We start from the raw sequence: 17,927 nt of genomic DNA on the forward strand, positions 1-17,927 counted from the left end.
ACGCGTCCACTGTGCGGTTCCCGAGATACGGGCACACCCTTCGTAACCAGGGTCCCGACATCTCCATAGAGTTACGGCGGTCATAGCGAGAGGGAAACGCCCGGTCCCATTCCGAACCCGGAAGCTAAGCCTCTCAGCGCCGATGGTACTGCCCTGGAGACGGGGTGGGAGAGTAGGTCGCCGCCGGACAACCATTCACCAAAGGCCCACCCCTCACGGGGTGGGCCTTTGGCGTATCCACAACATTCACGCGAGCCACGCACCAGCCCCCTCAGCCCCAGCACCCACCCGTGCCGGGGCTCTTTCGTCGAACAGGCCGGACGCCTGCGCGCACGTTCGCGTCTCACCAGGCCACGTACGTGACCCTCGCGGAGTACGCCGTCACCTCGTCGAGCGTGACCAGGACGTCGATCTCCCAGGTTCCCGGTGCGGGGACGACGGTCGGCTCGGAGACGTACACGGTGGCGGGCACGTCGTCAGCGGTGTCCACTGTCGCTGGGGCGCGGGCATAGTCGCGACGCAGGACGACCGGGAGCGGCCCGATCCCCCGTTCGCTCTGCGTGACGGTGAGGTCGAGCGAGTCCGGCAGCACCTCGGTGCCGTCCGCGCTGCTGAGGTCGATCCTGATCACCTGGGGTCCGCTGCGCGTCTCCTCGATCGAGAGTGCCGCGGTCACGGGCCCGAGCTGCACGGTCCCGGCCCAGGGCGGCGAGTAGGTCGCGCGCCCCGGCGCGGTCGCGGCCAGAGCGGCGCTGAGCGCCAAGACGAGCACGACGAGCAGCATCTCGACGAGCACCGTCCGGTGCACCCGCACGACGGGCCCTGCGGACCGCCGTGCCGCGGGCACCGCTCGGCGCGCCACGTTCGCCACGAGGAGCAGCCCGATCACGACCAGGACCTTGGCCAGGAGGAGCCGGCCGTAGCCGGTGGACCAGAGGGCCGCGACAGGGCCCAGGGCCCGGGCGGCCTGCAGCGTTCCCGTGGCGACGAGGACGACGACGGTGATCAGGGCGAGCGTCGACCAGGCAGGCAGTGCCGTGACCAGCGCTGTGCGCCACGGGCCGCGAAGGTGGGTCGCGAGCAGCGCGAGCCCCCCGACCCAGATCCCGGCCGCGAGGACATGGGCTGTCGTCACGGTGAGGGTCAGCCAGGGGTCCGGCTCGGCCCCTGCGTGGCCGCCTGCCGCGATGCTCGCGGCGAGCGTGACGGCGAGGGCGACGGTCGCGAGTCGCGCGGGCGACCCCGTCGCGTCGCGACCGTCGCGGGGGCCGCGACCTGATCGGGACTGCCAGATCCACAGCCCGACCCAACCCAGCAGAGCTGCCGACCTGGCGAGGAGCCAGGGTCCGCTCGAGGCGAGCACGCCCGCCCACGCCTCGGTGTCCAGGAGGTCGACGGGTCGCCGGTCCGAGAGGTCGGCGACCTGTGTCGCGAGACCCAGCCCCGTCCCGAGGACGAGCAGACCGAGGCCGGCCACCTCGAGCCGCCGGATCCTCGGACTCGCCGCCAGCCCTGAGGCACGCCCCCGGCCGATGGCCAGCACGCTCAGGGCGACCCCGGCGAGCAGGCTCGTTCCCACGGCGACGATCCCACGGGCCGAGGCACCGAGGGGCGAGGTCCCGGGGGCTTCGGGGCCCGTCGGGTGCGTCCCTGGTGCGCCGTGCCTCGTTCCCACCGTGAAGTCGATCGAGCCACCCGTCACGTGCGTGTCGAGGGAGAGCAGCCGCCACGAGGCCAGGTACTGCCCGTCCGGGAGATCGGGCGGGAGGGCGACGCTCACGGTGTGCCCGCCGTCGGTCGTGGTGACCTGCTCGAGGTCCCACCGTTCGCCCCGGAGGTCCGAGACCACGAGCGAGCCGTCCAGCACGGTCACGGGCTCGTCGAAGCGGAGGACGACGCGCTCGGGGGAGGTGTCCGAGGTCGCCCCTTGGCGTGGCGAGGTGTCGACGAGGATCGCGTGCGCAGCGACCGGGGCGGCGCCGGCGAGCGCGCCCGTCCCGAGCCCTGCCAGGAGCACGAGCAGCATGGCCGCGGCGCGAAGCCGCTGACCGGAGCGGTCCGGCCTCGGGGGGAGGCCGGACCGGACGGGCAGGGCGGTCACAGCGGGGGCAGCCCGATCGGGCTGTGCGCGGTGCGGGGGCTCGGCGGTCGGCTCGCGGGGTCCTCGCCGAGCCCGTCGTGGTCGGGCGCGGCGCCGGGGTCGGGACCCACAGGCCTCCCGCCCGACGGCGTCGTCCCCGCCTCGGACCTGCGCCACACCAGGGCCACGGCCACCAGGGCGACCAGGGCTCCTGCGAGGGCGACGAGAGCGACGACCGCGATCCCGGCCACGGAGGCCACCTCGTCGCCGGCGAGTCCGTCGGGTCCTGTGCTCACGTGGTGCGCCGCCCCAGCCGCCCCAGCCGCACCTGCCGCACCGTTCGTGCCCGGCGGGCCGACCTCGGCGGCGAGCGCGATGCTCGGCGCCGGGTGCTCGGCCTCGGTGCCGTCGGTCGACCGGTCGATCCACCGGGACTCGGTCCCGTCGTCGTACGTCTGGATCGTGGGCAGCACGAGCTCTCCCACCGCGGGGAGCGGACCGGCCTGCACCGTGAACTCCCCGTACTCGCCGGGGCCGATCGCGGCGGCCGGGTCGGTCGCCTCCCACACGACCCGGCTCACGGCCTGCGTGTACTGCCCGCCGTGCGGGTTCGTGACGGGTTCGGGGAGGTCTTCGAGCCTCACGGTGGCCGTCCAGCCGGGGAGCGGCGAGGTCCGCACGGCCGGTACCGGGGTGTCGAGCGGGAACGCGACCTCGATCCGGACGGTCGAGGCGGTCTCGGACTCGGTCGGGACGCGTACCGAGACGATGCTCCACCCTCCCTGCACGGGGGTCTCCGCGACAGCGGTCGCGTGCGCTCCGGCAGGCGTCGCGACGAGCGAGGACGCCGTGGCGAGGAGGCCGACCACACCGATGCGCACCGCCCAGCCTCCTGCGCGCGTACCGGCCAGGACGGTCCCACCCGCTCTGGACCGCCCGGGTCGCCGACGACGCGTCGGCGTCGACCGGGCGGCCGCGGCGCTCACGCCGTCACCAGCGCGGAGTCGTCCGCAGCCGTGACCGGAGCCGCAGCCGTGACCGGAGCCACAGCCGTGACCGGAGCCACAGCCGTGACCGGAGCCACAGCCGTGACCGGAGTCGCAGCGGCCGCCTCGAGCACCTCGCGTCGCACGACCGCCACGACCCGCCCGTCGCGCAGCACGAGTCCTTCGGCGATGTCGGCGTCCCACCTGGCCAGGGCGTCTGTGAGGATCTCGCCCGTGCCGACGACGGGTGTCCCGCGGACGGCGACGTCTCCGACGGCGACGCCTGCCCGGGCACCGGTGGCGGCCGCACGCAGGGTCGCGAGGTCCACGACGCCGAGGACCTCGGCGACCGACGGCTCGTGGTCGCGACGGGCGCGCGGCAGGAGCACGGGCACCACGGACTCGGCGGTCAGCCGGCCGTCCCGCCGGGCGGACTCGAGCGTGTCCCGGCCCACGCCCACGGGGACGTCGGCGCTCAGGGTGAGCGGCGTCGTCGGGCGGGAGAGGGCGTCACCGACGACGTCCCAGACGATCGCCGCGACCGGGCGCGGACCGAGACCCTCGACCTCTTCGTCCACGAAGCCGAACCGGCGCACCCAGTCCTCGTTCAGGTACTTGGAGAGGTAGGCGCGGCCCGAGTCGGGCAGGAGGGCGACGACCACGTCGTCGGGTCCCAGGTCGCGTGCGGTCCGCAGCGCCGCCGCGAGCACCAGCCCGGACGACCCGCCCACGAGGATGCCCTCCTGGCGGGCGAGGCGCAGCACCGCGTGGATGGCCTCGCGGTCGCCGACGCGCTCGAAGCGGTCGACGACCTCGGGCACGAAGGTCTCGGGCCAGGCGTCGTCGATCGTCTCGGGGTGCCGGTACCGGCCGGTCGCCTCGACGAAGAAGGCCGAGCCGTCGCCGCCCGAGTACACCGAGGTCTCGGGGTCGGCGCCGACCACGGTCACGCGACCGCCGCTGACCTCCTTGAGGTACGTGCCGTTGCCCGTGATGGTCCCGCCCGTGCCGATCCCCGCCACGAGGTGCGTGACGCGCCCGGCCGTGTCGGCCCAGATCTCGGGGCCCGTGGACTCGCGGTGCGCCTGCGGGTTGTCGGGGTTGACGAACTGCCCCGCGAGCCAGGCCCCCGGGATCTCCGCGACGAGGCGCTCGGCGATGCGCTTGACGGACTCGGGGTGCTCCTGCGGCAGCCCGGACGCGGTGACCACGACGCGCGCCCCGTACGCGCGCAGCGTGTCGAGCTTCTCCTGGCTCGTCTTGTCGGGCAGCACGACGACGATCGGGTACCCGAGCTGGGCGGCGGCCTGCGCGAGACCGATGCCCGTGTTGCCCGACGTGCCCTCGACGATGGTCCCACCGGGGGCGAGGGCACCCGAGCGGATCGCGCCGAGCACCATCCAGCGCGCGGCGCGGTCCTTCACGGAACCGCCCGGGTTGAGGTACTCGAGCTTGACGTAGATCGTGGGCGCGAGATCCGCGCCCAGCCGGTTCAGCCGCACGATCGGCGTACCGCCGACCGCGTCGAGAAGGGAGTCGTAGGCGGTCATGAGGTTCCTCCAGGAAGGGTCCCTGCTGCGCCGTCCTGGCCCAGCAGGTGCAGGATCTGGCGGCGCAGCGCCAGGTACTCGGGCGCTGCGTGGTCGCGGGGTCGGTCGAACGGGACGGTCAGGTCGGCCAGCACGCGCGCGGGCCGGTCGGAGAAGACGACGACGCGGTTCGCGAGGCGCAGGGCCTCGTCGACGTCGTGCGTGACGAGGAGCGCGGTGAACCGCTCGGTCTGCCACAGGCGGAGGAGCTCGTCCTGCATGGTCAGGCGCGTGAGGGCGTCGAGCTTGCCGAGCGGTTCGTCCAGCAGGAAGACCCGCGGCCGGTTGACCAGCCCGCGGGCCAGGGCCGCGCGCTGGGCCATGCCCCCCGAGAGCGTGGCGGGCAGCGCGTCGGCGAAGTCGGTGAGCCCCACGAGGTCGAGCGCCCAGTCGACCCGGTCGGCGTCGAGCCGGGACCGGTGGCGAGCCTGAGGACCGAGCTCGGCGTTCTGGCGGACGGTCCGCCACGGGAACAGGTTCGGGTCCTGGAAGACCAGGGCCCGGCTCGGGTGAGGACCCACGATCGGGGTCCCGTCGACGGACACGCTCCCCGCGGCCGGGTCCGCGAGCCCCGCGAGGAGGCGGAGCAAGGTCGACTTGCCGCAGCCGGACGGGCCGACGAGCGCGACGAAGTCGGACGGGGCGACGTCGAGGCTCACGTCGTCGAGCACGGGCAGGGTCGTGCGTGCGGGTTCGCCGGCATCCCGGCCTGCCCGACGGCGGCCCGCGCCCCGTCCTGTCACCGCACCCAGTGCGCGGCTCGCCCAGCCGCGCTCGCGGCGACCCGCGAGGTCGAAGTGATGGCTGACCGCCTCGATCCGCACGTGCCCGCCGCGCAGGGGTGCCGCAGGCCGGACGTCCGTAGGGGCCGCGGCCGGGGCGGGGGCGTGCTGCGCAGGACTCACCATCGGACCAGATCCTTCTCCCAGGACAGCACGGCGTTCCGGACCCGGAACAGCAGGACGATCAGGGTGCGGCACAGCAGCACCATGATGAGGATGGCGACGTACATCTTGGGGTAGTCGGCCCAGCCCTTGACCCAGGAGATGTACCAGCCGAGACCGCTGCGGACCCCCAGCAGCTCGGCGAGCGCGAGCGCCCCGAGCGAGGCGCCGAGGCCCATGAACAGACCCGTGAAGATGCTCGGCAGCGCCCCCGGGATCGCGACCCGCCACACGAGGAAGCGGGCCTTCGCGCCGAGCGTCTGCGCGACGTCGAAGTACCCGCGGGCGACCGACGCGATCCCCGCACGGGTCAGGACCGCCATGGGGAACCACACGCCGAACGCGATCATGAAGATCGAGCCGAGCTGCGGCGTCGGGACGATGACGAAGACGAGCGGGAGCAGCGTGCCCGCGGGCACGGGGCCGATCGACTGGAGCACCGGGTGGATCCAGTAGTTGGCCACCTTGCTCCACCCCATCGCGAGGCCCGTGAAGAAACCGCTCACCGCACCGACCGCGAAACCGACGAGCAGCAGCCGGGTCGAGGCCCAGAAGCTGCCCCAGAGCAGGCTGCGGTCCTCCCAGAAGTCGGACAGGAGCGTCTCCGGCGGCGCGAAGTGCGGCGCGTGGAGCCAGCCGGTCTTGGCCGTCGTGACCTCCCAGACCACGAACCACGCCGCGACGGCGACGTACCACCACGACCAGTGGCGGAGCCGGGTCGCGGCCCCCGCGACGCTCAGCGCGAGCGCGAGCCAGACGGAGACCACGAGGACCACACCACCCAGGACCGCGAGGAAGGCCGTCCTGCCGGCGAGCGGGGAGAGGTCGGGGACGTCGGGGACGCACCAGGTCACGGCGAGCACGACGATCCACGACGCGACGACGAGCAGTCCGCGCCGGAGCGTCGTCGGACGTGGGGTCGCTGTGCGGGTGGCGCCCCCGTCACCGGGGACCTCGTCACCCTCGGCGGAGGGTCCGTGACCCTCGGCGACGGAGGAGCCGTCCTGGGCGGCCGGGGCGTGACCCTCGGGCCCGCCTGCCCCGTCCTGGCGGTCTGCGCTCCCGCGGGCGGGCGTGCCCGTGGCACGCCTGCCCGGGACGCGCGTCAACGAGGTCACCAGGTGAGCCCGAGGTCGGCGTACACGAGGTCCGCGAGCTTCTTGGGGTCGGTGCCCTGGTCCAGGTACCCGGTCTTCGCGAACTTCGCGATCCCCGGTTCGATCTCCTGTCGCAGCCCCACGGCCGACGGGCTGAAGCCGTAGGTCGTGAGGACCGACCTGACCGTTTCGACGTCGGCCGCGACGAGCTGCTTGTCGACCTCGAGCTGGGCGATCTCGTCGATGTTCGCACCCACGTACCGGGCGCCCTCGGCCCACGCCTCGGTGAGGGCCTTGGCGACCTCGGGCTCGTCACGGACGAGGGCGCCGTTGATCGCCGTCGCGCAGCAGTAGGTCTGGGCGTTGAGGCCCTGCTGGTTGTTCGCGAGCTCGTGGGCGTAGCCACCGAGCGTGGGCAGGAGGGCCACGGGGTCGGAGGCCGCGATGGCCTGGATCTCACCGTCCTGCAGGGCCTGGGGCAGGATGTCGTTGTCGTACACGACCCACTCGACCTCACCGGCCGCCGGGTCGGGGTTGATCCCGGCGTCGAGCAGGTCGAGCGAGAAGAAGGACATCGCGGAGTTCCCGATCGAGGACACCCCGATCTTCTTGCCCCGCAGCAGCGCGACGTCGTCGTACGGCGAGTCGTTCAGCACCACGAGGCGCAGGCAGCCCTCGTGCAGTCCCGTCGTGAGCTTGACGTCGAGCCCCTGCTCGATGGGCTTGAGCCAGCTGAAGAAGATGCCCGGCCCGCCCGCGTAGGTCCCGGACGAGATGCCGTCCTTGGTGTCCTCGCCCGCCGCGCTGCGCACGACCTCGACGTTCAGGCCGTAGTCCTTGAAGATCCCGAGGTGGTGCGCGGCGTACAGCGGGGCCTCGCAGATGCCGCCGCCCTCGACGATCCGCAGGACCTTCGTGGTCAGGAGGGTCGGGCCGAGCGAGGGTGAGGCGCCCCCGGCCACGGCCCCCGCCGGGGAGACCGCGGCCGACCGGGACGCCCCCAGGAGGTAGCCACCCGCGCCGCCCAGGAGCAGCGCGCCGACGGCCACGCCGCCGACGAGCAGGTGCCGCCGGGAGATCAGGGGCCCGTCGGTCGCGTCGTCGTCGTGGAGGAGTGAGGGGTCGTAGGGCTCGGCGGGCGGGCCCGGGTGCGGCTGTCCGGCGGGGAGGTCGGTGTCGTCGGCGCCGGGGGCGACCGGCCCGCCGACCGCGGCGGGCGTGGCACGCCTGTCGCCCGGGGTCTCGTGCCGCAGGTCGTCGACGCCCGACGGCGGAGCCTGCGCCGTGCGGTCGTCCTGGCGCTCACCCGTGGCCGGGTCGGGCGCGGGCGTCCGGGGAGCCGGTGCGCTCGGCGTCGGGGCGTCGTCGGGCGTGCCCGGCTGGTCGGGGGAGGTGCGGTCGGTCATGAGGGGCCTCTCGGAAGGGTGGTCGAGGACGTGCACGGGCGCAGGTGCGTCGAGAAGGAGATCGGGAGAACGCGTGACGCCAGGAGCCGACCGCGCGGGAGCGGGCTGCAGACGTCGAGGAAGGGGACCGTGCGAGATGGCAGACGGTGTGCGGCCGCGCTCGTCGGCGCGGTCGCTGTCGCGGGGTGCGCGCCGTCGGCGGTTCGTCCCGGGGTCGACGACGCGGCCGGTGTCACAGGGTAAGGACCCGACGCGTCGGGTCACGCCAAGGGCGTCAGGCGCCTGCGGTCAGCCGCGACAACAGCGCGCGCCCACGGCCGACGTCGCAGCGCAGGGGGCGTGGACCGGGCTCTGTGCCCGGCCAGGAGGAGTGGTCGTGGCCGACATGCCGCAGAGAGTAGGGGCAGCACGTCGGTTCCGCAAGGAGTTCCGCCGGTCGTTCCGCACAGCGGTCCGGTCTCGATGGCGGGCGGGGCGTCACCACGGTCCTGCGAGAGTCACCCGGGACGCGCCGCGGGGCAGGAAGAGCTTCGACGCCGGGCCCGCTAGCCTGACCGGATGGCACGAGGGATCTACGTCGAGACTCCGATCTCCGCCTCGCTCGACGTCGTGTGGTCGCTCACGCAGGACCCCGAGCAGCACGTGCGGTGGGACGTCCGGTTCTCGCGGATCGTGCCGACCGGGACCACGGAGTCGGGCGCCACCCGGTTCACGTACACCCGCCGCGTCCTGTTCCGCACGGTCGCCGGGGACGGCGTGAGCCTCGGGGAGACGGGGGGTCGTGACGGCTCGCGGACCTCGGCCCTGCGGTTCGCGACGTCGGACCCCGTGTCCCCCATCCGTTCGGGTCGCGGCTACTGGCGCTACGTGCCGGACGGCGACGGCGTCCGCTTCGTCACGGGCTACGACTACACCCCCGGCTGGGGGAGCGCCCTGGACCGTCTCGCGCGCCCCGCGCTGGGCTGGGCCACGGCGTGGAGCTTCGACCGCCTGCGCATCTGGGCCGAGCGGGACGAACCACCCGAGCGGTGGCCGCTCGTGAGCGTCCTGTGGTTCTGGCGCCCCGAGCGACCGCGTGCCGCCCGGTGCCGTCGGGCACCGGACGGCGGCCGACGCCGCGACGACCACCTGCGCGACGCGCCCGCGACCCTGGCCACGCTCCCCGCACCGGGAAGGACCCCATGACGTCGATGTTCCAGGAGGCCATGGGCCCCGACTTCGAGCGCCTGCACCCCATGCTGCAGCGGCGGTTCTCGGTCGGGCTCGACAGCGGCCAGGCGTGCACGGGCCGTGGCGTGATGTCCGAGGTCCGTCGTGGTCCGTGGTGGACCGTGCCGTTCCTCCAGCTCGGCCGGCTCCGCAACATCCTCGTGCCGGACACGGGCACGGACGTGCCGTTCACGATCGAGAACTACCCGTACCGGGACCCGCTCGGCCGCGAGACCGTGACGTTCGTCCGGGAGTACGCGATCCGGGGTCGCCGGAGACGGTTCGACGCCACGATGGTCCTCGCGGGGGACACGGTCGTCGACTACCTCGGGACGCACCAGCACCTCGCGGTCGACCTCGACCTGCGGGCCGACGAGCGCGGCGGCCTGATCCTCACGTCCGGTGCGCAACGGTTCTACGAGGGCCCCGTCGGGTTCCGGTTCCCCCTGCTGCTGAGCGGTCGCGCCCGCCTCCACGAGTGGTACGACGAGGTCGACGACGTCTTCCGGGTCGACCTCGAGGTGACCAACGACCGGTTCGGGTTCCTGTTCGGGTACCGAGGGTCGTTCACGTGTGAGTGGACCTCCGCGCACGACGCGCCGGACCGGCTCAAGCCCCGGCGGCACGAGCAGCGGGCCTGACCCGCCCGACCCGCCGGAAGGTGGGCCGGGACACCCCGGTGAGCGCCGTCGTCGGGCACTAGACTGGCGGGCATGTCCACCATCTCCCGTGATGAGGTCGCGCGCGTCGCCGTGCTGGCCCGCATCGACCTCCGGCCCGAGGAGCTCGACCGCCTCGCCGGCGAGCTCGACGTCATCGTCGATGCGATCGCCCAGGTGAGCGAGGTCGCCACTCCCGACGTCCCCGCCACGAGCCACCCGCTGCCGCTGACCAACGTCTTCCGTGACGACGTCCCCGTGCCGCCCCTGCCCGTCGAGGACGTCCTCGCCGCAGCACCGGCCAGCGAAGACGGACGCTTCAGCGTCCCGCAGATCCTCGGGGAGGAATGATGAGCAACGACCTGACGCGGCTGAGCGCCGCGGACCTCGCCGCGCACCTGGTCTCGGGCGAGGTGAGCAGCGTCGAGGCGACGCAGGCGCACCTCGACCGCATCGGCGACGTCGACCCCGCGGTCCACGCGTTCCTTCACGTGAGCACCGAGGACGCCCTCGCGACCGCTCGTGACGTCGACGCGCGCCGCGCCGCGGGCGAGGACCTGCACCCCCTCGCGGGCGTGCCGATCGCGGTCAAGGACGTCGTCGTCACCAAGGGCCTCCCGACGACGGCCGGCTCCAAGATCCTCGAGGACTGGATCCCCCCGTACGACGCGACGATCGTCGAGCGCATCCGCGCCGCGGGCCTGCCGATCCTCGGCAAGACCAACATGGACGAGTTCGCGATGGGCTCCTCGACCGAGCACTCCGCGTACGGGAACACCCACAACCCGTGGGACCTCGACCGCATCCCCGGCGGCTCGGGCGGTGGCTCGGCCGCGGCCGTCGCCGCGTACGAGGCCCCCCTCGCGATCGGCACCGACACGGGCGGCTCGATCCGTCAGCCCGGCGCCGTGACCGGCACGGTCGGCGTCAAGCCCACCTACGGCGGCGTGTCCCGCTACGGCCTCATCGCCATGGCGTCCTCGCTCGACCAGGCGGGCCCCGTCACGCGCACCGTCCTCGACTCGGCGCTCCTGCACGAGCTCATCGGCGGCCACGACCCCCGCGACTCGACCTCGATCAACGAGGACCTCCCGCTGCTCGTCGACGCGGCCCGCCAGGGTGCGATCGGCGACCTGCGCGGCCTGCGCGTCGGCGTCGTCTCCGAGCTCTCGGGCGAGGGCTACCAGGAGGGCGTGAGCGCGCGCTTCGCGGAGTCGCTCGACCTGCTGCGCTCGCTCGGTGCCGAGATCATCGAGGTCTCGTGCCCGCACTTCAAGTACGCGCTCGGCGCCTACTACCTGATCATGCCGAGCGAGGCGTCGAGCAACCTCGCCAAGTTCGACGGCATGCGCTTCGGCCTGCGCGTCGAGCCCGAGGACGGCCCGATCACCGCAGAGCGCGTCATGTCCGCGACCCGCGGCCAGGGCTTCGGCGACGAGGTCAAGCGCCGCATCATCCTCGGCACGTACGCCCTGTCGGCGGGCTACTACGACGCCTACTACGGCAGCGCGCAGAAGGTCCGCACGCTCATCCAGCGCGACTTCGACGCGGCGTTCGCCCAGGCGGACGTCCTGGTCTCCCCGACGGCCCCCACCACGGCCTTCAAGTTCGGCGAGAAGCTCGACGACCCGCTCGCGATGTACCTCAACGACGTCGCGACGATCCCCGCGAACCTCGCGGGCGTCCCGGGCATGTCGCTGCCGAACGGACTCTCGGACGACGGCCTGCCCGTCGGCTTCCAGATCCTCGCGCCGGCCAAGGCCGACGACCGTCTGTACCGCGTGGGTGCCGCCCTCGAGGCCGCCCTGGAGAACACGTGGGGCGGGCCGCTGCTGGCCAAGGCCCCGGAGCTGGAGGTCGCGCGATGAGCGCACACGCAACCGTGGACCTGGTCGACTACGACGAGGCCGTCCGCCGCTACGACCCGGTCATCGGCATCGAGGTGCACGTCGAGCTCGGCACGAGGACCAAGATGTTCTGCGCGGCCGAGGTCGAGTTCGGCGGCGAGCCCAACTCGCAGGTGACCCCGGTGAGCCTCGGCCTGCCCGGCGCCCTGCCCGTGGTCAACGGCAAGGCCGTCGAGTACGCGATCAAGATCGGGCTCGCGCTCAACTGCCAGATCGCCGAGTCGTGCCGCTTCGCCCGGAAGAACTACTTCTACCCGGACGTGCCCAAGAACTTCCAGACGTCGCAGTACGACGAGCCCATCGCGTTCGACGGCTACCTGGACGTCGAGCTCGAGGACGGCACGATCTTCCGCGTCGACATCGAGCGCGCGCACATGGAGGAGGACGCGGGCAAGAACACCCACGTGGGTGGTGCGACCGGTCGCATCCACGGTGCCGAGTACTCGCTCGTGGACTACAACCGTGCGGGCATCCCGCTCGTGGAGATCGTCACGCGGCCCATCACGGGCGCGGGCGAGCGCGCCCCGGAGGTCGCTCGCGCATACGTCCAGACCCTGCGCGACATCTTCCGTGCGCTCGACGTGTCCGAGGCGCGCATGGAGCGCGGCAACGTCCGCGCGGACGTGAACCTGTCGCTGCGCGCGACCCCCGAGTCGCCGCTCGGCACGCGCACCGAGACCAAGAACGTGAACTCGTTCCGGTCGATCGAGCGCGCGGTCCGCTACGAGGTCTCGCGCCAGGCCGCGGTCCTCGACGAGGGCGGCACGGTCATCCAGGAGACGCGCCACTGGCACGAGGACACCTCGATCACGACGGCCGGTCGCGTGAAGTCCGACGCCGAGGACTACCGCTACTTCCCGGAGCCGGACCTGGTGCCCGTCGCGCCGAGCCGTGACTGGGTCGAGCAGATCCGCGCGACGCTGCCCGAGCTTCCCGTGGCCCGCCGCAACCGCCTGCAGGGCGAGTGGGGCTACGCCGACGCCGAGATGCGCGACGTCGTCAACGCGGGTGCGCTCGGCCTCATCGAGTCGACGGTCGCGGCCGGTGCGAGCCCCGCGGCCGCGCGCAAGTGGTGGATGGGCGAGCTCGCCCGCTACGCCAAGACGAGCGAGACCGAGCTCGCGGAGATCGCGGTCACGCCGACGCAGATCGCTCAGCTCCAGGCCCTCGTGGACTCGGGGCGGATCAACGACAAGCTGGCTCGCCAGGTCCTCGAAGGCGTCCTCGCGGGCGAGGGGGACCCGGAGGCCGTCGTGGTCGCGCGGGGGCTCGAGGTCGTGTCGGACGACGGCGCGCTCCTCACCGCGATCGACGCAGCCCTCGCGGCGCAGCCCGACATCGTCGAGAAGGTGCGCTCGGGCAACCTGGGGCCGATCGGTGCGATCATCGGTGCGGTCATGAAGGCCACCAAGGGGCAGGCCGACGCCGGTCGCGTCCGCGAGCTGGTCATCGAGCGGATCGGCTGATCCGTGCCCCGGAGGACGACGGAGGTGGTCGCGTGACGCGCGGACCGGAGCTCGTCGGTGAGATGATGCGGCTGCGGCCCATCGAGGCTCGCGACGCCGAACGCATGTGGGAGTCCGTCCAGGACCCGGAGTCGAACCGGCTCACGGGGACGACGGCGGAGTTCACGCGCGAGCAGATCGACGAGTGGGCCGCGACGATCAGCGACCGCGAGGGCCGCTACGACTGGGCCATCACCTCGGCGGCCCAGCGGGACGGTCAGCTCGTGAGCGACGAGATGATCGGCGAGATCGTCCTCAACGACATCGACGAGCACGCGCTCTCGGCCAACCTGCGCCTGGTCCTGCTCACGAACTACCGTGGGCGCGGCTATGGGCGCGAGGCGATCTTCGAGGTGCTGCGCTTCGCGTTCGACCACCCCGAGGGGCCGCACCTGCACCGGGTGAGCCTCGACGTGCTCAGCATCAACCCGCGGGCACGCATGCTCTACGAGTCGTTGGGTTTCCGTGAGGAGGGCCGTCTCCGGGACGCGTTCCGGGACGGCGACGGCTGGGCGGACGCGGTCGTCATGAGCATCCTCGAGGACGAGTTCCGCGCAGGGCTCTGAGCCGTCTTCCACCGTCTGTCAGAACGAGCGTGACCTCCGGGTCACGCTCGTTCTGACACGTCCGGGGGATCACCTCCGGCCGCGCTCGAAGTCCTCGAGCGACACCTTGCGCTCGACCGCGTGGTCGACGACCCGCCCGGGGTACTCCGGCGCGGCACCGGCCAGCTTCCAGGGCTCGTGCACGGCCTTGCCCGCGATGCCGCGCAGCTCGGGCACCCACTCGCGCACGTACGCACCCTCGGGGTCGAACTTCTGCCCTTGCGTCACGGGGTTGAAGATCCGGAAGTAGGGCGCGGCGTCGCGCCCGGTGCCCGCGACCCACTGCCAGTTGAGCTGGTTCTGCGACACGTCGCCGTCGACGAGGTGCGCCATGAAGTGCTCGGCCCCGCGCTGCCAGCGCACGTGCAGGTCCTTGACGAGGAACGACGCGACGATCATGCGCACGCGGTTGTGCATCCAGCCCGTCCCGAGGAGCTGGCGCATCCCGGCGTCGACCACGGGGTAGCCCGTGCGGCCCGCGCGCCACGCGTCGAGCAGCGCGTCCTCGTCGGGCCCCGTCGCCCACGCGTCCTCGGGGACCACCGCGCGCAGCGACCGCTTCGCGGCCCCGGGGTGGTGGAACAGGACGTCGGCGTGGAACTCGCGCCACGCGAGCTCGGAGCGGTACGACGCGGCGGCCTCCTCGGGCACCGCACCCGAGCGCGCCGCCGACGCGAGGTCCGCGAGCAGCGTGCGCGGGTGGATCTCTCCCCACTTGAGCGCGGGGGACAGGTACGAGGTCCCGGCGAGGTCCGGGCGGTCGCGGTCCGTCGGGTAGTCCGCGAGGCCGTCGGCAAGGAACGCGTGCCAGCGGTCGAGGGCCGCGGCCTCGCCCGCCTCGGGCAGCCGCGCCCCCGGTTCGGGCGCGTCCGGGAGACCGTCGGATGCGAGCGCGGCCCACGCGACGTCGTCGGGCAGGGGAGCGGGGGCGCGCCACCCGTGCTCGAGCCAGGCGGTGCGGAACGGCGTGAAGACCTGGAACGGCGTCCCGCCCCGGGTCACGACGCGCCCGGGCGCGACCGCGTACGGCGAGCCCGTGCGACACAGCCGGACCCCCTGGGCGGCGAGCGCCGCCTCGACCGCGTCGTCCCGGCGGCGACCGTACGGCTCGTAGCTCGCGGCGACGTGGACGCTCCGCGCGCCGACCTCGGCGCAGACCGCGGGCACCACCTCGCGCGGGTCGCCGTGGCGCACCACGAGCCGACCGCCCGTCGAGGCGTCGAGCGCACGCAGGCTGCGGGCCAGGTACGCCTGCCGCACGGGCCCTGCGGTCGCCCACAGCGCGGGGTCCAGGACGTACAGCCCGACGACGTCGCTCCCCTGCGCGCGCGCCTCGCCCACGGCCTCGCCGAGAGCGGGGTTGTCGGCCAGGCGCAGGTCGCGACGGAACCACAGGACGGTCGGTGCGGGGGAGGACATCCGCCCACGCTAGCCCGTGTCTCACGGGCCTGCGCAGATGCGTCTCGTCGCGCGCCCAGCGCTCGCCGGTGGCCACCGCCGGTGGCAGCATCGATCCATGAGCGGTAACGACGAGAGGCCCGTCCAGCCCGACCTCCCGGATCCCCGGCTCGAGGCCCAGACGGCCCCCGTGGCAGGCAGGGTCCCACGCGACCACGCGTTCTTCGGGCACCCGATCGGGCTCATGACGCTCTTCACGACCGAGCTGTGGGAACGGTTCAGCTACTACGGGATGCGCGCCATCCTGCTGTTCTACCTGACGGACACCATCGCGAACGGTGGCCTGGCCCTCGACGAGGTCACGGGCCTCGCGCTGGTCTCGATCTACGGCACGGGCGTGTACCTGCTCTCGGTCGTCGGCGGCTGGCTCGCGGACCGCGTCATCGGCTCGCGACGCTCGGTGCTCTACGGCGGCATCGTCATCGCGGCGGGGCACGTCGCGCTGACGATCCCGGGGGCCGGCTTCTCGATGCTCGGCATCGCGCTCGTCGCCCTGGGCACGGGCCTGCTCAAGCCCAACGTGTCCTCGATGGTCGGCGAGCTGTACGCGCGCAACGACCCGCGGCGTGACTCGGCCTTCTCGATCTTCTACATGGGCATCAACCTGGGCTCGCTGGTCTCCCCGATCATCGTCGGGTTCGTCAACCGGCAGTGGGGCTACCACGCGGGCTTCGCGGTCGCCGCGGTCGGCATGGCCATCGCCCTGGTCTTCTTCGTCGCGGGGCGCAAGTACCTCGGCGGCGCGGGCGACTCGGTGCCGAACCCGATCAGCTCCGACGAGTACCCGAAGCTCGTCCGGATCGGGCTCGTCATCCTCGCGGGGCTCGTGGTCGCGACGCTCGTCGCGTGGGCGGTCTCGGGGTCGTTCGGGATCTCGACCTTCATCGACACGCTGTCCTACGTCGCGTTCGCGGCCCCCATCGCCTACTTCATCGTGATGTTCCGCTCGCCCAAGGTCAGCGCGCCCGAGCGCTCGCGGCTCACGGCCTACATCCCGCTGTTCGTCGCCGCGATGCTGTTCTTCATGATCTTCGAGCAGGCGGCCACGACGCTCTCGAGCTTCGCGAAGAACCGTACCGAGCTCTCGTTCTTCGGGATCCCGATCGAGCCGGCCTTCTTCCAGTCCGTGAACCCGTTCTCGATCGTGATCCTGGCACCCGTGTTCGCGTGGATCTGGGTCAAGACCAAGGACCGCCCGCCGACGGCCGTGAAGTTCGCCATGGGCCTGACCCTGGCGGCCCTGTCGTTCGTGTGGCTCGCGGGCGCCTCGGCGATCTTCGCGGACCAGAAGGCACCCGCCTGGGTGCTCGTCACGGTCTACGTCATCCAGACGCTCGGTGAGCTGTGCCTGTCTCCCGTGGGACTGGCCGCGACGACGCTGCTCGCGCCCCGGGCGTTCCGGAGCCAGGCCATGGCGCTGTGGTTCCTCGCGCCGGCCGCGGGGCAGGCGATCACGGCCCAGATCGTGCAGGTCACCGAGGGGGCCTCGGACACCGCGTACTTCGGCGCTGTCGGTGGCATCACCATGGCGTTCGCGCTGATCCTCTTCGCGATCGCCCCGTGGGTCACGCGCCACATCCGCCACGCGGACGAGCAGGAGGAGGCGGCGGCCCTCGCCTGACGGTCGCGCGGCGTGACGCCCGTGCCCGACGGCGCCGCGCACCCGGGCGCGCGGCGCCGTCGTGCGGGAGGGGCTCAGCGCATCCAGGCCGGCACGCCCACGCGCGCCGCGACCCCGCCCAGCCCGAACGTCTCGCCCGCGCGGGTCGCGGCCACGACGATCACGACGAGCGCCGTCACGACGTGGTCCTCGACGACCGGGTTGTTCGAGCCCGCGGCCAGGGGCCACGTCGTGAGCCACAGCAGAGCCATGAGGAGCGTGCCCGAGACCGCGGCGACGCGCGTCCCCACACCCAGCAGCAGCGCGAGGCCGGTCAGGCCCATGCCGAGCATGAAGAGCCAGTCGGTCGCCGGGCCCGCCATCTCGACGAACGGTCCGGAGAGCGGCCCCTCGAGCGACGACAGGTAGCCCGTGGTCGGTGAGCCGCCGTTGAGCCACGCGCGCTCGGACGGCGTCGCGTAGCCCAGACCCAGCGTCTTGTCGAGCACGGGCCACAGGAAGACGAACGAGATCGCGATGCGCAGGACCGCGAGGGCGCCGCGCGCCCCGGCGCTCGTCACGACGCGCTCGCGCAGCGAGGGGTCGGTCGGGGCGCCCTCGGCGGGGCCCGTGCCCGCAGCGGTGTCGGTCGGGGTGGAGCGAGAGTTCCTGTTCGGTGCAGCGGTGGCCTGGCTCATGGTCTGGTCTCCCTGATCGATGATGGGTCGTCCGGTGGAGGCGCGGGGCGCCGGTGCCGCCGGGGTCTGGAACGTGGTCTGCCTGCGAGGGGCCGTGGCCCCCTCGTGCCCGAGGGGGATTCGTCGTGCGACGGACACGTCTGCACGTCTCAGCACGGCCGGGGCAGCCCTGACAACCTCCCAC

General features: G+C 73.0%; 15 protein-coding genes and 1 rRNA gene. 8 read left to right on the forward strand and 8 right to left on the reverse strand.

Annotated elements, in window-relative coordinates:
- The first annotated feature begins 72 nt into the window (after positions 1-72).
- A 5S ribosomal RNA gene (gene rrf, locus JOD49_RS17515) occupies positions 73-189 on the forward strand.
- 154 nt (positions 190-343) lie between these two features.
- Here rrf and JOD49_RS17520 read toward each other — a convergent pair.
- The 6 genes from JOD49_RS17520 to JOD49_RS17545 form a co-directional block, all read right to left on the reverse strand.
- The gene (locus JOD49_RS17520; RefSeq protein WP_205308306.1) at positions 344-2,026 is read right to left on the reverse strand and encodes a copper resistance CopC/CopD family protein; all 1,683 of its coding nucleotides are present in this window, start codon (positions 2,024-2,026) and stop codon (positions 344-346) included.
- 71 nt (positions 2,027-2,097) lie between these two features.
- Positions 2,098-2,961, reverse strand: coding sequence for a YcnI family copper-binding membrane protein (locus tag JOD49_RS17525; RefSeq protein ID WP_205308307.1), 864 nt, complete (start codon positions 2,959-2,961; stop codon positions 2,098-2,100).
- A gap of 101 nt (positions 2,962-3,062) precedes the next feature.
- Entirely contained in the window at positions 3,063-4,616 is a 1,554-nt protein-coding gene (locus JOD49_RS17530; protein WP_205308308.1) for a PLP-dependent cysteine synthase family protein, read from the reverse strand.
- Positions 4,613-5,563 (reverse strand): ABC transporter ATP-binding protein, encoded by a 951-nt coding sequence (locus tag JOD49_RS17535; RefSeq protein ID WP_205308309.1) that lies wholly within the window; start codon positions 5,561-5,563, stop codon positions 4,613-4,615. Before JOD49_RS17535 ends, JOD49_RS17530 begins: the two co-directional genes overlap by 4 nt.
- Positions 5,557-6,717: an ABC transporter permease gene (locus JOD49_RS17540; protein ID WP_205308310.1), complete on the reverse strand. Its 1,161-nt coding sequence runs from the start codon at positions 6,715-6,717 to the stop codon at positions 5,557-5,559. The genes JOD49_RS17535 and JOD49_RS17540 overlap by 7 nt, the downstream gene beginning before the upstream one ends.
- The gene (locus JOD49_RS17545) at positions 6,714-8,102 is read right to left on the reverse strand and encodes an ABC transporter substrate-binding protein (RefSeq protein WP_205308311.1); all 1,389 of its coding nucleotides are present in this window, start codon (positions 8,100-8,102) and stop codon (positions 6,714-6,716) included. The genes JOD49_RS17540 and JOD49_RS17545 overlap by 4 nt, the downstream gene beginning before the upstream one ends.
- 558 nt (positions 8,103-8,660) lie before the next feature.
- Here JOD49_RS17545 and JOD49_RS17550 point away from each other — a divergent pair.
- The 6 genes from JOD49_RS17550 (at position 8,661) to JOD49_RS17575 (ending at position 13,948) form a co-directional block, all read left to right on the forward strand.
- Positions 8,661-9,287 (forward strand): SRPBCC family protein, encoded by a 627-nt coding sequence (locus JOD49_RS17550; RefSeq protein ID WP_205308312.1) that lies wholly within the window; start codon positions 8,661-8,663, stop codon positions 9,285-9,287.
- Positions 9,284-9,952 carry a DUF4166 domain-containing protein gene (locus JOD49_RS17555; protein WP_205308313.1) on the forward strand — a complete coding sequence of 223 codons (669 nt, stop codon included), beginning with the start codon at positions 9,284-9,286 and terminating at the stop codon, positions 9,950-9,952. The genes JOD49_RS17550 and JOD49_RS17555 overlap by 4 nt, the downstream gene beginning before the upstream one ends.
- Before the next feature lie 72 nt (positions 9,953-10,024).
- Positions 10,025-10,321 (forward strand): Asp-tRNA(Asn)/Glu-tRNA(Gln) amidotransferase subunit GatC, encoded by a 297-nt coding sequence (gatC, locus tag JOD49_RS17560; RefSeq protein ID WP_030152198.1) that lies wholly within the window; start codon positions 10,025-10,027, stop codon positions 10,319-10,321.
- Positions 10,321-11,838: an Asp-tRNA(Asn)/Glu-tRNA(Gln) amidotransferase subunit GatA gene (gatA, locus tag JOD49_RS17565; RefSeq protein WP_205308314.1), complete on the forward strand. Its 1,518-nt coding sequence runs from the start codon at positions 10,321-10,323 to the stop codon at positions 11,836-11,838. Before gatC ends, gatA begins: the two co-directional genes overlap by 1 nt.
- Complete coding sequence (gene gatB, locus JOD49_RS17570) at positions 11,835-13,343, forward strand: Asp-tRNA(Asn)/Glu-tRNA(Gln) amidotransferase subunit GatB (protein WP_205308315.1); 1,509 nt, start codon at positions 11,835-11,837, stop codon at positions 13,341-13,343. The genes gatA and gatB overlap by 4 nt, the downstream gene beginning before the upstream one ends.
- 32 nt (positions 13,344-13,375) lie before the next feature.
- On the forward strand, positions 13,376-13,948 hold the full coding sequence (locus JOD49_RS17575) for a GNAT family N-acetyltransferase (RefSeq protein ID WP_307822614.1): 573 nt from the start codon (positions 13,376-13,378) through the stop codon (positions 13,946-13,948).
- A gap of 69 nt (positions 13,949-14,017) precedes the next feature.
- On the opposite strand, the gene JOD49_RS17580 is transcribed toward JOD49_RS17575, so the two are convergent.
- Positions 14,018-15,406 carry a cryptochrome/photolyase family protein gene (locus tag JOD49_RS17580; protein ID WP_205308316.1) on the reverse strand — a complete coding sequence of 463 codons (1,389 nt, stop codon included), beginning with the start codon at positions 15,404-15,406 and terminating at the stop codon, positions 14,018-14,020.
- A 97-nt stretch (positions 15,407-15,503) separates the two neighbouring features.
- Between JOD49_RS17580 and JOD49_RS17585 the strand changes: the two genes are divergently transcribed.
- Entirely contained in the window at positions 15,504-17,066 is a 1,563-nt protein-coding gene (locus JOD49_RS17585) for a peptide MFS transporter (RefSeq protein WP_205308317.1), read from the forward strand.
- Between the two features lie 74 nt (positions 17,067-17,140).
- On the opposite strand, the gene JOD49_RS17590 is transcribed toward JOD49_RS17585, so the two are convergent.
- A complete protein-coding gene (locus JOD49_RS17590) occupies positions 17,141-17,743 on the reverse strand; it encodes a DoxX family protein (protein WP_239525251.1) in 603 nt (200 codons plus the stop codon).
- Between the last annotated feature and the right edge of the window lie 184 nt (positions 17,744-17,927).

This window comes from Oerskovia jenensis, assembly GCF_016907235.1.
In the GTDB taxonomy this organism is placed as follows: domain Bacteria; phylum Actinomycetota; class Actinomycetes; order Actinomycetales; family Cellulomonadaceae; genus Oerskovia; species Oerskovia jenensis.